The 12,363-nt window shown below is 45.4% G+C and carries 13 protein-coding genes and 5 tRNA genes; 4 read left to right on the forward strand and 14 right to left on the reverse strand.

From position 1 onward, the window contains the following. Positions 1 to 338: 338 nt before the first annotated feature. The 4 genes from COP04_RS14180 to COP04_RS14195 all read right to left on the reverse strand — a co-directional run bounded on the left by COP04_RS14180 (position 339) and on the right by COP04_RS14195 (position 4,805). Entirely contained in the window at positions 339 to 1,256 is a 918-nt protein-coding gene (locus COP04_RS14180) for an IS3 family transposase (RefSeq protein ID WP_157800397.1), read from the reverse strand. Next, the gene (locus COP04_RS14185) at positions 1,202 to 1,756 is read right to left on the reverse strand and encodes a helix-turn-helix domain-containing protein (RefSeq protein ID WP_100486821.1); all 555 of its coding nucleotides are present in this window, start codon (positions 1,754 to 1,756) and stop codon (positions 1,202 to 1,204) included. Before COP04_RS14185 ends, COP04_RS14180 begins: the two co-directional genes overlap by 55 nt. Positions 1,757 to 1,854: 98 nt before the next feature. Continuing rightward, positions 1,855 to 3,957, reverse strand: a complete 2,103-nt coding sequence (locus tag COP04_RS14190; protein ID WP_239984883.1) for a peptidoglycan D,D-transpeptidase FtsI family protein — start codon at positions 3,955 to 3,957, stop codon at positions 1,855 to 1,857. Positions 3,958 to 4,178: 221 nt separating this feature from the next. Next, the gene (locus COP04_RS14195; protein WP_100488613.1) at positions 4,179 to 4,805 is read right to left on the reverse strand and encodes a superoxide dismutase; all 627 of its coding nucleotides are present in this window, start codon (positions 4,803 to 4,805) and stop codon (positions 4,179 to 4,181) included. 251 nt (positions 4,806 to 5,056) lie between these two features. Between COP04_RS14195 and COP04_RS14200 the strand changes: the two genes are divergently transcribed. Next, a complete protein-coding gene (locus COP04_RS14200; RefSeq protein WP_100488614.1) occupies positions 5,057 to 5,140 on the forward strand; it encodes a YjcZ family sporulation protein in 84 nt (27 codons plus the stop codon). Between the two features lie 215 nt (positions 5,141 to 5,355). Here the strand turns inward: COP04_RS14200 and COP04_RS14205 are convergent. The 6 genes from COP04_RS14205 to COP04_RS14230 form a co-directional block, all read right to left on the reverse strand. Next, a tRNA-Ser gene (locus COP04_RS14205) sits at positions 5,356 to 5,445 on the reverse strand. Positions 5,446 to 5,453: 8 nt separating this feature from the next. Next, positions 5,454 to 5,530 (reverse strand) — tRNA-Ile (locus COP04_RS14210). Positions 5,531 to 5,534: 4 nt separating this feature from the next. Next, positions 5,535 to 5,607 (reverse strand) — tRNA-His (locus COP04_RS14215). Between the two features lie 15 nt (positions 5,608 to 5,622). After that, positions 5,623 to 5,696 (reverse strand) — tRNA-Met (locus tag COP04_RS14220). A gap of 1 nt (position 5,697) precedes the next feature. Beyond that, a tRNA-Asn gene (locus COP04_RS14225) sits at positions 5,698 to 5,772 on the reverse strand. Positions 5,773 to 5,996: 224 nt separating this feature from the next. Continuing rightward, positions 5,997 to 6,623, reverse strand: coding sequence for an NfeD family protein (locus COP04_RS14230; protein ID WP_100488615.1), 627 nt, complete (start codon positions 6,621 to 6,623; stop codon positions 5,997 to 5,999). 206 nt (positions 6,624 to 6,829) lie between these two features. Between COP04_RS14230 and COP04_RS14235 the strand changes: the two genes are divergently transcribed. Beyond that, a complete protein-coding gene (locus tag COP04_RS14235; protein WP_193437422.1) occupies positions 6,830 to 7,144 on the forward strand; it encodes a hypothetical protein in 315 nt (104 codons plus the stop codon). A 146-nt stretch (positions 7,145 to 7,290) separates the two neighbouring features. Then, positions 7,291 to 8,400: a flavodoxin-dependent (E)-4-hydroxy-3-methylbut-2-enyl-diphosphate synthase gene (gene ispG / locus COP04_RS14240; RefSeq protein ID WP_100488616.1), complete on the forward strand. Its 1,110-nt coding sequence runs from the start codon at positions 7,291 to 7,293 to the stop codon at positions 8,398 to 8,400. 254 nt (positions 8,401 to 8,654) lie between these two features. Here ispG and COP04_RS14245 read toward each other — a convergent pair whose 3' ends face one another. The 3 genes from COP04_RS14245 to COP04_RS14255 all read right to left on the reverse strand — a co-directional run bounded on the left by COP04_RS14245 (position 8,655) and on the right by COP04_RS14255 (position 10,821). Then, positions 8,655 to 9,233: a nitroreductase family protein gene (locus COP04_RS14245; protein ID WP_100488617.1), complete on the reverse strand. Its 579-nt coding sequence runs from the start codon at positions 9,231 to 9,233 to the stop codon at positions 8,655 to 8,657. A 130-nt stretch (positions 9,234 to 9,363) separates the two neighbouring features. After that, the gene (locus tag COP04_RS14250) at positions 9,364 to 9,732 is read right to left on the reverse strand and encodes a hypothetical protein (RefSeq protein ID WP_100488618.1); all 369 of its coding nucleotides are present in this window, start codon (positions 9,730 to 9,732) and stop codon (positions 9,364 to 9,366) included. Positions 9,733 to 9,828: 96 nt separating this feature from the next. Continuing rightward, positions 9,829 to 10,821, reverse strand: a complete 993-nt coding sequence (locus COP04_RS14255; protein WP_239984884.1) for a sensor histidine kinase — start codon at positions 10,819 to 10,821, stop codon at positions 9,829 to 9,831. Positions 10,822 to 11,097: 276 nt separating this feature from the next. Here COP04_RS14255 and COP04_RS14260 point away from each other — a divergent pair, with 276 nt between their 5' ends. Continuing rightward, positions 11,098 to 11,355, forward strand: a complete 258-nt coding sequence (locus COP04_RS14260) for a DUF2624 family protein (protein WP_239984885.1) — start codon at positions 11,098 to 11,100, stop codon at positions 11,353 to 11,355. A 47-nt stretch (positions 11,356 to 11,402) separates the two neighbouring features. Here COP04_RS14260 and COP04_RS14265 read toward each other — a convergent pair whose 3' ends face one another. Further along, complete coding sequence (locus COP04_RS14265) at positions 11,403 to 12,296, reverse strand: deoxyribonuclease IV (protein WP_100488620.1); 894 nt, start codon at positions 12,294 to 12,296, stop codon at positions 11,403 to 11,405. Positions 12,297 to 12,363: the final 67 nt, after the last annotated feature.

Raw genomic sequence — 12,363 nt, forward strand, 5'->3', positions numbered from 1 at the left:
CGGTGGGTTTAGACCCCGCTTTTGTAAGCTAAATTCGAGAATTTGTATAGTATGCCACACACAAATTTCACGGGCTATGCAAAAATGTCTCAGGTTATGGCCAAATTTACTTGTCGAGAGGCTTTTCAAGGAGTGCACAATAAAAATTTAGACAATGACCAGTTTACCTGCATGAGAACATAATACAATGGACTTACAAAGGACGTCAGCAGCCGTAATAATAGAGTGACCTATCGATTGCAGCAATCAGAATCACACCTAAAATCGACAGTACGAGCAAAAAAAGAGGGACAAAAATGAAATCATTTTGATCTGAACCCCAAAAGCTGGACACATTTTTAAGCTGTTTGCTCGGTAGTCGAAATCCGATAATCAATCGGACTTAGACCCCCGAGTTTTTCTTTGATTCTGGATCTATTATAGTACTTAATCCATTCACGCATGGCCCGTTTAAGTTCTTCCCGAGTCTGATAATCATGAGAATGGACTGTTTCAGCCTTCATGATGTGAAAGAAGCTTTCCATCTGGGCATTATCTAAACAGGTGGCCTTCCGAGACATACTCTGATAGACCCGATGCGATTTAAGTTCTCTGCACCACGCCTCATTCTGGTATTGGAACCCCTGATCTGTGTGCACATAGGTACGATAGTGATGCTCAGGAAGATGCTCCAGGGCCTCATGAAGCGGTTTGAGCGCAAAAGCGACAGTTGGATGGTCACTGATCGCAAAGGATAGGATTTCGTCGGAATAGAGATCCAGCACAGGTTCAAGATAAAGGCGTTCTCTCGTCGTTTTGCGGCCCCAACGAAATTCAGAGACGTCCGCCACCAGTTTCTGGAATGGACGGTCGGTTATGAAGCGGCGGCGGAGCCGATTCTTAGCGATTTTCCCAACGGTCCCCTTGTACGAGTTGTATTTACGCATCCGTTTGGTATAGAAGGTTGACTGGAGACCTTCGGCTTCCATAATGCGCTGCACTTTCTTATGATTTACAGTCACGTGCTGATTATTTTTCAGAGCTAAGAAGACACGACGATAACCGTAATCTGGATGGTCCTGCTTGATTGCTTTTATTTCCGAGGTTACCGGGTCATCCCCCTCTGCCTGTGGGCGGTGAAGCTCATAATAATACACGCTCTTAGGCAGTTTCACCACTCGAAGAATATCACTCAGAGAGTCGTGCTGCCTCAGCTCAGTAACTACTTGCGCTTGTTCCGTTCGTGTTGCTCTCTCTGACGAACTAAGGCCTCTAATTTTTTTAAATACTCATTCTCGATCCGGAGTAATTTGTTTTCTTTCTCCAGATCCTTAAGTCGTTGTTGATCTGATTCAAATGGTTCTTCCACTTTTTTATTTCTCTTAACTTGATTTGTAGGATCTGATTTCTTTCGTTTCCCCATGGGTGGACGCCCTCGCTTTGTTCTCAATCCATCCAATCCCCTTGCTTGAAACCGTCGATCCCACTGATAGATCGTAGAGGATGTAGAGATATTAAAGTGGTTGGCGGTTTCATTAAGAGATGAATGGTTCTCCTTCATCCACTTTAATACTTCCAGTTTGAAATTGCTGGCGTACTCCGACCGTTTTTCACGATTTTTGAATCCTACAGAACCATTCGATTGATATTGATGCATCCATTTCAGGACAGTGTCATGTCCTGGTATATGATATTTATGGTGTAGAAAAGTGCTGCCTGCCCCGACCAGATACTCACTAATAATTTTCACTTTAAAATCATTAGAGTACTTTGTCACATGAAAACCCCCTAAAGTTGGTTTGTTGTCCAACTTTAGGGGGTCACTTCATTTTCGCCCCCTCTTTTTTTATTAACTTGAATGATCCGGTTGTTTCTTCAATTCCCCTTCTGGCTTGTATAATGATAGAGCTGGTCATAGTATTGATAAATATCCAGCGCGATCTGCTCGTTCTGGTGCCCTACTTCCACCTTCGGCACAACAACAGCTACGGCGATCTGCGGATTGTCATAAGGCGCATAAGAAACAAGCGTTTCATTATACAGACTTAGATTATTCGGATCAATCTGTGCAGTACCGGTCTTGCCCGCAATTTTATATTTTACGTTAGCTCCCGTTCCTAACATTGATGCAGTGGCGCCAATTTCATGAGTCACCAAATAAAGACCATTTTTGACTCTTTGGATGTCATGCTGCGTATTGTCAATCGTATTCAGCACATTAGTTTTAAAAGTGTAAACGGTCGGGCCAAGCGTGTTTGGATCAGCACCCGGTGCATGGACAGAACCAAGCAGATGAGGCTGCACGCGATAGCCGCCGTTCGCGATCGTTGAAATATACTGAACCATTTCCAGTGGTGTATACGTATCAAACTGCCCAATCGCAAACTGATGAATAAGACCTGATTGTGTAGGCATGCCGCCGTTATATCCAGTTCCTTCAACGGGCAGGTCGATACCTGTTTTTACACCCAAACCTAATTCGGCATAGCCGTTCCGCATTTCATCCACTGCTTTAATAAACTGGGGGGAGGTCGCCGCCGGCAAAGTCGCATTGTAATGACCGCCCGCCGGTGTTAGAGTAATGCCCGCCAAGTTGGATGCAATCTTGGCCATAAACACGTTGGAGGAATGAGCAAGCGCCTGCTCCGGAGTCTGCAAACCCAGTCCGCTTGCTCCTTCCCAGGATGTAAACATCCGGTGCTGCCCTCCTGTACTCATATCAGGATACCATATTGGCATGTCGTAAAAAGAGGAAGGCATGGCACCATAACGGTAGCCTGTCAGTTCAGTGCCACCTTTAACCGCGGAACCCATTTCGAACTGTGCGTTAATGGCTTCATTAGAGGCATCAATAAACTTGCCATTGACAAGCTGCTGCCCGCCGATGGCAAGAATCGCACCGGTTTTCGGATTCATGACGACGGCGTAAGCACTGTTATTTTGACCGTTACCAGACATTGCACGGGCTGCTTTGATATTTGTTTGCAGAATCTGCGTCAGTTGATTCTGCAGCCGACTGTCAACGGTAAGCTGAATGTCATCACCGCGCTGCCCCTCTTTAACTGTCGGATTACCGACAGGGATGCCATTTTTAGTCCGATAAGTCAGTTGCATTGGTATGCCGCGCAGATATGATTCATACTGTTCTTCAAGGTTGCTGATGCCTACCTGAGCGTTCTGGCTGTACCCTTCAGTCAAGTAGGTATTGAGTTTATCAGCAGGTATCGGCCCCATTTGCCCGACATAGAAGGGCACGTTTTTGATATAAGTCCGGGAAGACACGTCAGCCGTCTGAATCGTTCCGTTAAATTCGCTCAGATGATCGACAACATCCACATATTCTTTATCGTTAACGCTGAGGCCCCGTTTTACGATATATGGATTAAGGTTCGACGCCTGATTAAAATCATGCTCAATAGCCATAACCTGATAGTCATGAGCTGTAAATCCTGTCAGATCTTTATTCGGAATGCGGCTGAGAAGCAGTGAATACTCCTGAGCAGGATTGTTATTGTTTATATAATATTTCTGTTCCTTCGTAGTCAAAAAAGCATTATAGGCCAGCTGCAGATTTTTATAACGGGTCAGGACATAATATTCTTCTTTGTCCCTCTGCGACACCAAGCCGACTGCCTTGCTGTCCATAGTAATCAGCTTTGAAAGTTTCTCCGCAATAGCAAGATTTTTTGAGTCATCCAACCCGGCGTTGCGAACATACATGATGGCGAGTTCCGCTTTATTATCAGCCAGTGTCACACCATTTGCATCCACAATTTTTCCGCGGGTCGAATCGATGCTTGCTGTCTGGTATTGATTCGCATTAAGCGCGTTCTTGTAATGTTGACCGTTCACAATCTGGACATAGCCCAGACGAATAATCAATCCCGCAAAAGCGAGAAAAACTGTCAGAAATAAGATATTCATTCTCAGAAGCAGATTATTTTTTGTGCCTCTGTTTTTTACCGTTTTCTTAGCCAAATCTCCGTTCCCCCCATATGAATCACCGCAAAGAACCCCCTCCGGCCGCCTCAGTCTACTATAATCATTCGACAATACACGATCCGTTCACTATGTCAGAAAAAAATATTTTCAACACTCATTCAGTAAATATAAGGACACCAGCACACGGTGTCCCAAATTCCTTTACCGGTTTAATTTTACTTTCATGGCTGCTTTCTGTCAAAAAACCGATGATTGCTTTAATGCCGGCCTATTGAGAGCCACTTCCGATTGACAGTTTCCCAGTTAATCAAGTTGAAGAAGGCCTTAACATAATCAGCACGTCGGTTCTCGTACTTAAGATAGTAGGCATGTTCCCAAACATCAATGCCCAATAGAGGCAGTTTGCCCTCAAAAAGCGGCGAATCCTGATTGGGCGTGCTCATCACTTCAAGCAGCGATCCGCTGACAACCAGCCACGCCCACCCGGAGCCAAACCTGTTCATTGCCGATTCTGTAAAGCTCTGCTTAAACGATGAAAAGCTGCCGAACGTCCGGTCAATTGCTTCGGCGATCGCTCCGCTGGGTGAACCGCCTCCCTCGGGGGAGAGAATCTGCCAGAAAAGCGAGTGGTTGGCGTGCCCTCCGCCGTTATTCCGAATGGTGACTAATTTTGACTCGGGAACACCAGACAGATCGCTAAGGAGCACGTCAATCGGCTTTTCGGAAAGCTGAGGATAACTTTCAAGCGCGGCATTAAGATTCGCAACATATGTCGCATGATGCCTGTCATGATGAATGCGCATGGTCTGTTTATCGATAAAGGGCTCTAAAGCATCATAGGCATAGGGGAGTTCAGGAAGCTTATAACCGGCTAAAGTCGTCATGATAATCTCCTCCTCTTTTTCATACAGCAGATTGAAGTTCTTGAAGTACCTTTAGTGACACATATCTACAAATTAAGCGTATCAAAAAAGCGGTTTCCGTTCAAGAATATAAACCGTCGTTTATGCTGCCACCCATTGCCCGTTCGTTATGTAACTGCTTTTCTTTTTTCTTCCCTAACAGTCCTCAATTCATCACTGTCACCCGCGTTTGTCCGCTCATATACTGACAGGTTTGTTGTGAATTTTGATGGTTGATCCAGCCACGGCAGTGTTTTGCGCTGATTGTTGTTCTTTTCATTCCGCTGATCATCATCGGCTCAGCGTTCTGCTACTAAGAAATGATCTGTTTGCCCTTCTGCCTCGCCCCTGTGGTAACCTCTTAATTAAAGGGCGCCCAGAGTGTCTTTCTGGTTAAAATTTGTATTCCCCGGAAATGTCTTACCGGAAATGTCTTAGAGGTACGCAAAATTTTTTCAAATAAAACACCCGGAAATGCTGTCATCAGCGATTCCCGGGTGCTTGGTCATATGGGTATTGATTATGTAAAAAACGGAGGAAGAGGGATTCGAACCCCCGCGAGCCGTGAAGCCCCTGTCGGTTTTCAAGACCGATCCCTTCAGCCAAGCTTGGGTATTCCTCCACAATAAGTGGTGGACCCTGTAGGACTCGAACCTACGACCGGACGGTTATGGGCCGTCTGCTCTAACCAACTGAGCTAAGGGTCCAACGGGCGGTTAGTGGGGATCGAACCCACGCATGCCGGAACCACAATCCGGTGTGTTAACCACTTCACCATAACCGCCATTGGGCAAAAAAATAGCGGCGGGGGGGATCGAACCCTCGACCTCACGGGTATGAACCGTACGCTCTAGCCAGCTGAGCTACACCGCCATGGCTCCACAGGTAGGGTTCGAACCTACGACCAATCGGTTAACAGCCGATTGCTCTGCCACTGAGCTACTGTGGAACAAATTCAGAACAAGAACTAATTTAACACAAGCATTGAAGCCTGTCAACATTTTTCAAAGGCCTCAAAACCTGTTTTAACGACAAGAAATAATATACCATATCAGTATAGATAAAACAATAGTTTTTTTTACTACTCGGGTGAGCGCCTTAAGAAAAACAGTCCTGGTGCGGAAAAAATGGAGTAAGAGGAAAGAATGAACCTTTCAATTTATCACCCCGCTGCTATTCAAGATCAATGACAATTCTTGTCCCATCCACCGAAACGACTTTTACGCGCACATTTTTTTCCAGAAAAATGCCGTCTGTGACCGCACTATAATTTCTCCCATCGATTTTAACCGTCCCGACCGGATGAAAAGGTGTGAGCGTTATCCCTTTTTTGTCGACCAGGTCGTGATAGTCGGCATTGATTGAGTTGTAGCCTCGGTCAGTGGAAAGCTTATCATGCAAAGTCAGTTTATCCAGATAGTCCCGGGTCGGAAGCCACCTTCTGAAGGTCAGTGAACCGCATGAGCCAATAATGAAAGCGATGCCCACAAGCATGCCATAGAGAAGGGTTGGAGCCGGAAGGGCACAGCCAAGTACCATCAAAATAAATCCAAAAATGCCTATTATCCCGGTTGTAAAGATCTTGCCATCGATAATGATCAGGGCCAGTCCGCCGACAAGAAGCAGGACAATCCATGACGATGCCCGGTCGGTCAGGAAATAAGAAAAATAGGAGATGAATAACCCGCTTCCCATAATTGCCAAGATACCTTTCGCTTTAACAAAGAGTTCCGCAAATAGAAAACATGAAGCAAGCAGAATGACAATAAATCCACCTGCAGGATAAATTAAAAAACTCAATAAAGGCACCCGCTTTCTTTCTGGGGATATCTTTGGCCACGCCGGCGATCGTTGCGTGAAAAAAATGTCCGGCGAGTAAAATATGTCACCACTTTAATTAAACCATACGCAATGAGCACGGGAAAGTTCCTTTTTAAAATTTTTTTAATAAAATGAGACATATCTTTTATTTCTCCGGCATATAAATGTTACAGGGAGATGATCGGGTGAAAAAGAGGATCTTTACTATCCTGTTTCTGATTGCCTGCTGGACAAGCTATGCCGACCTGACTTCCGGATCCCTGCCCGCCGGCAAGACTGTAGCAACAGCTGTACCTAACCAGATAAAAGAACGAGCAGCCGTCCCTTTTCAAAGAATTACTGTCGCGCCGGGTGATACTCTCCTTTCTATCACCGAACGCATCAGCAAAAAGGCGCCGGCAATTGACACTGTCATTAATAATTTTTCCATATTAAATCCTTCTGTCAATCCGAATCATCTTAAAATCGGCGAAACTTACGCTTTTCCCTGCTATAACTAGAATTTCGGATGTTCGGTTCGTTTATGCCGATGCACTCGCTGAAACGTATAAATAAAGGTGTTCTGCAGCAATTCGTGATATACTGATAACTGCTTAGGTATATCCTTGGCATTACACTTTTGCCTCAGCAAAGGAGCGAATGGTTCGTGTCTGAAATTACGCACCGTACGAAAACCAGAAAAGTGAGAGTCGGAAATCTAACCATTGGTGGGTCCAATGAAGTCATTATACAGAGCATGACGACAACGAAAACGCGGGATGTAGCGGCGACCGTTGCGCAGATTCACCGTCTTGAAAACGCCGGATGCCAGATGGTCCGTGTCGCCTGCCCGACGATGGAGGACGCGCTCGCGATCCCTGAGATTAAGCGCCAGATTCACATTCCGCTTGTCGTCGATATTCATTTCAACTATAAGCTCGCTCTGAAAGCGATCGAAGGCGGTGCGGATAAAATCCGAATTAACCCGGGAAACATCGGAAAAAAGGAAAACGTCGAGGCAGTTGTCGAAGCCGCCAAGGCGAAGCATATCCCGATTCGTATCGGTGTCAATGCAGGTTCACTTGAGAAACATATTCTCGACAAGTACGGTTATCCTACTGCAGACGGCATGGTTGAAAGTGCGCTGCATCATATCAAAATTCTCGAAGATCTTGATTTTCATGACATTATCGTTTCACTTAAGGCGTCAAACATCAATCTTGCAGTAGAAGCCTATGAAAAAGCTGCGCGCGCGTTTGATTATCCGCTTCATCTCGGGATCACAGAGTCTGGAACAAAGTTCTCCGGAAGCATAAAAAGCGCCGCCGGACTTGGCATCCTGCTTCACGAGGGCATCGGCAACACCATGCGTATCTCGCTGTCTGCCGATCCGGTGGAAGAAATTAAGGTCTGCCGGGAGCTGCTTAAAACATTCGGCCTGACCAATGCGGCGACGCTGATCTCATGTCCGACCTGCGGAAGAATCCAGATTGATCTAATCAAAATCGCCAATCAGGTCGAGGAATATATTGATCACATTAACGTGCCGATCAAAGTATCCGTGCTTGGCTGTGCCGTCAATGGCCCGGGCGAAGCACGCGAAGCGGACATCGGCATTGCCGGCGGACACGGAGAAGGGCTGCTGTTCAAGCATGGTGAAGTCATCCGCAAGGTTCCCGAAGACCGGATGGTTGACGAACTGAAAATTGAAATCGACAAACTGGCTGATGAATATTTTGCCAAGAAAAAAGCGGAACAGGAAGGCGTCAATATCTGACTTTCCGCCACTTTAAAGAGAGGAGCAAAAAAGCTCCTCCCTTTTTATATAACTAGGTCCAAAAGTGAAAAACCCGACAAAATCAGCGCAATCAGTACAGGAATCAACACAACTTGGAAAAGAATCAACAGGAGCAGTATAAGAATCAGCAGTAAACCGGGAAAAATCAATAAATTTTCGGAATCACATAAAAAGGCCGCCCCAATGGCAGCCCGCGATAAAGTAAAAAATCGGAATTGTTATCCGATATTCATTTAGTCCTCTACCCACGTAGCAATTTCTTCCGCAGATTTTCTTACAGGTGCTTTCAGATTCAAATCTTCTGCGGGGTAGCCAACGTAAAGATAGCCGAGAACCAGCCCATCATCTGAAACGCTGAAACCCTGTTTCATCAGATCGGTATAAGACGGATCGCCTGTCCGCCAGATCGCTCCGAGACCCAGAGCGTGCGCGGTCAGAAGCATGTTTTCAACTGCGCAGGCCGTCGCCGCAATTTCTTCTACTTTTTTAACTTTGGGATTCTCGCTTGGCTCAATCGTAACGACAATGACGACCGGTGAACGCTTTGCCTGGGCAATTCCTTTTTCCATCGCGCTGTCAAGCGCTTCCTGATCCGGGTTCTCCAGGCCGTTCTGATTTATTTTTCCATAGACTTTTCCAAGCTTCGTCCGCCCTTCACCGGTTAGCACAAAAAAATGCCAAGGTTCAGTATTAAAGTGATTCGGGGCTCTCCGGGCAGCATCCAGCAGGGTTAAAATGGCTTCCTTAGGCGGTATTTCATCCTTAACTTTTCTGACAGAACGCCGGGTTCTTATCGCTTCCAGTATATCCATTCCGATCATTCCTTTATAACCATTTTGTAACAATTTTACATTAATATTGTAGCATAGATCATAGCCATTACGTTAAAAAAAGCATCACACAAAAAGGCGCTTTGCTGAACAAAGCGCCCCTTCGCTTCTGTCACCAAAAAAGAGGTGACAGTAATTGAATCAGAATTGCAGCAGCCCCAATGCCGATCGCCCATCCTCCAAGAGTTCGGGCGCCTTCACGGAAGGCAATGTAGCCGATGATGATCCCGGCTATCCCGAGGACAATCGGAAGGAAGAAAAGAGCGGCAACAGAAAGAACCAACGAAAGCCAGCCCATCCCTCTGCCGCCTTCAACGAAACGCCGGTCTGTGGATCTTAAAGGACGGTCATGTTCAGACCGCTCTCCGGCGATTTCCGGATCGTACTGATCTGCTGCCAGTTCCTTTGCATATTCCTCATTATTGAAAGCATGCTGCTTGTCATATAATGATCCTTCATCAAAATGATCCTTGCCAGCCACTGTGACCCCTCGCCTTCTTTTTAGGATCACATATAGTGTGACTCATTTCGATGCATTTCAACGAAGCATTTTTTGGAAATTATGCATCTGCCGCCCTCAGAAATCCGATGCAAAGGGAAGCGTAAAACTGACTGTCGTTCCTCTTCCAAGTACGCTGCTGACACAAAAAGTACCTTGATGCTCAGCCACTATTTTTTTACTCAGTGAAAGCCCGATGCCTGTCCCACTTTCTTTTGTTGTAAAAAAGGGCTGACCGAGTTTTTTTAATACCCGGTTTTCAATGCCAGGTCCGGTATCTCTCAGCGCAAACCGGTATCCTTTTTCTTCCACAGAGCCCCTGAAGAATATACTTCGTTCACGTTTCCCACTGGCTTCAAGGGCCTCCAGTGCGTTGCGTGTAATATTCAGGACCACTTGTTTAATCATCGAAAGGTCAACACTGCACGCGCTTTCAGAATAAGCGACATCATAATCCAAATTGACCTTTCTCATGGTGCATTCGGATGATATCAATGTAATCAAGGAAGAGCACAGCTGATCCGGAAGTATTCTCTGCATTTTAATATTTTTCTTCGATAATTTCAGGAAGCTCTCCAGAAGCGAATACATCCGGTCAATCTCAGATAAAATCGTTCCCTGATATTTATAAAAATCCTGAGTCAGTGAAGACAGCTGAACAAATCCCTTGATAACCGCCAAGGGATTCCTCAGTTCGTGGACAAATTCCGCAGCAAGATGTGTGATCAGCGTCGTCTGGAAACCGGACAGAAAGATTGTCCCATCCTTGCAGAATCCATTGTAGAGTGTACCTACTCCGTTATCCTTCATCCGGTCATGAAGCAGCGCAGCAACGATCTCTTCGCTTTCCAAAATTGATTTCAGATAATTTTTCGCTTCGCCGACAAAAGATTCCGAAAAAAAATTAAAAAAGGAACGGCCAAAGCGATTAACCAATAGCTCACCATTTCTATTACAGTTCAGGACTGTCCCATCCGGAGTAAGACTGAATCTGATCTCCATAGACAGCTGGTTTTCAAATAAGTCTTTTTCAGAAACGGAAAGAAAGGATTCATGATAAATGATGGTCATCACTCCTCTTTACATTTTGTCCAGTTTCGCTATGTTTGCTCCCCATGAGCTATCTATAGAATTCAGTAAAAGCAAAAAATTCTTTTTATTTGTCATTAATTATACTTGAATTATGAGTAATGATATAGTAAATCGAATAATTATTGTTTGACACGATCCGACTTATTTTTTACATTTTTGGTAAAAAGCAACCGCAGTATCTTTTCCCCAACTCAATCATAGGTTAATTAAAGATGACATGATATCAAAAGAATTGGAGTGAAAGATGTGCATCCCATGATTCAAGCAATGATTAATCAGAGAATCAATCAGGTGAGCGCCGATGAATTATTTAGCCAGGCAACACAGTTCAACATCCCGATTTCCAGAAATCAGGCTGCACGCGTTGCCGCACGCGTGCGGGGAAAAAATATTGATCTTTTTCATCCCGCCGGCCAGGAAAAACTTCGGCAGATTTTTATCGAAGAACTCGGTCCCGCACTTGCGCAGGAACTGGACCGGCGCTTTAAGCAGTTAATGGCAAAATATCAGTAACTGTGTAACGTCCAGTCACTTAACAGCAGAAAAAATTTTCGCCCAAATTATTGTTCCAAGATGTCTTCAATCAGCCTCTTATTGAATTTCTGGTTTCTCAGCATGGCAATTTCATACTTATAGGGAGGTTTCTTATTTTTCTTATCCTCCCCTACATACGGAGTCTCAAGAATTTTGGGAACCGACTCCAGCAGCGGGTGATGGACCACTTGATTCAAGGCTTCAAAACCGATACAGCCGAAACCGATATTTGCATGGCGGTCTTTTCTGGACCCTTGAGGATTTTTACTGTCATTCACATGTACGACACCGATGCGTTCCGTTCCGATGATCTGGTCAAACTGCCTGAGCACTCCGTCGAAATCCCGGGTGATATCATAACCCGCATCACTCGTATGGCAGGTGTCAAAGCAGACGGACAGTTTTTCATTCAATTTTACGCCTTCCATAATTTCTGCAAGCTGCTCGAAACGGAAGCCGCATTCGCTGCCCTTCCCAGCCATTGTTTCCAGGGCAATCTGAACAGTGTCTTTTGGATCGAGCACCTCATTAAGTCCCTCAATGATCTTGGCAATGCCCGCTTCCACACCCGCGCCGACATGCGCGCCCGGATGAAGGACAATCTGCCTGGCACCGATCGCTTCGGAACGGTCGATTTCCTTTCTTAAGAAAGAGACACCCAGAGCAAAAGTCTCCGGTCTGACCGTATTGGCGATATTAATAATGTACGGCGCATGGATCACTACTTCCTCAATATGATGAGCTTTCATATACTCACGGCCGGCTTCAATATTCAGTTTTTCAATCGGCTTTCTTGCGGTGTTCTGAGGCGCACCGGTATAAATCATCATAACGGATTCATCAAAAGACGCCGCCTCTTCACTCGCCCCAAGAAGCATTTTAGTTCCGGACATATGAACATGCGATCCGATTTTCAGCATAACTGCTCCTCGCTTTCTTTGCTTATCCTGATTTTAACATAACTGCTATGGCAACTGCCATGAATCG

Source organism: Sporolactobacillus pectinivorans, assembly GCF_002802965.1.
Classification (GTDB): Bacteria; Bacillota; Bacilli; order Bacillales; family Sporolactobacillaceae; genus Sporolactobacillus; species Sporolactobacillus pectinivorans.

Excerpts from the sequence above, each read along its gene's own strand:
- COP04_RS14265 (WP_100488620.1), bottom strand. The coding sequence starts at position 12,296 with ATGCTGAAAATCGGATCGCATGTTCATATGTCCGGAACTAAAATGCTT.
- COP04_RS14245 (WP_100488617.1), bottom strand. The coding sequence starts at position 9,233 with ATGGATATACTGGAAGCGATAAGAACCCGGCGTTCTGTCAGAAAAGTT.
- COP04_RS14260 (WP_239984885.1), top strand. The coding sequence starts at position 11,098 with ATGATTCAAGCAATGATTAATCAGAGAATCAATCAGGTGAGCGCCGAT.
- COP04_RS14255 (WP_239984884.1), bottom strand. The coding sequence starts at position 10,821 with ATGACCATCATTTATCATGAATCCTTTCTTTCCGTTTCTGAAAAAGAC.
- COP04_RS14195 (WP_100488613.1), bottom strand. The coding sequence starts at position 4,805 with ATGACGACTTTAGCCGGTTATAAGCTTCCTGAACTCCCCTATGCCTAT.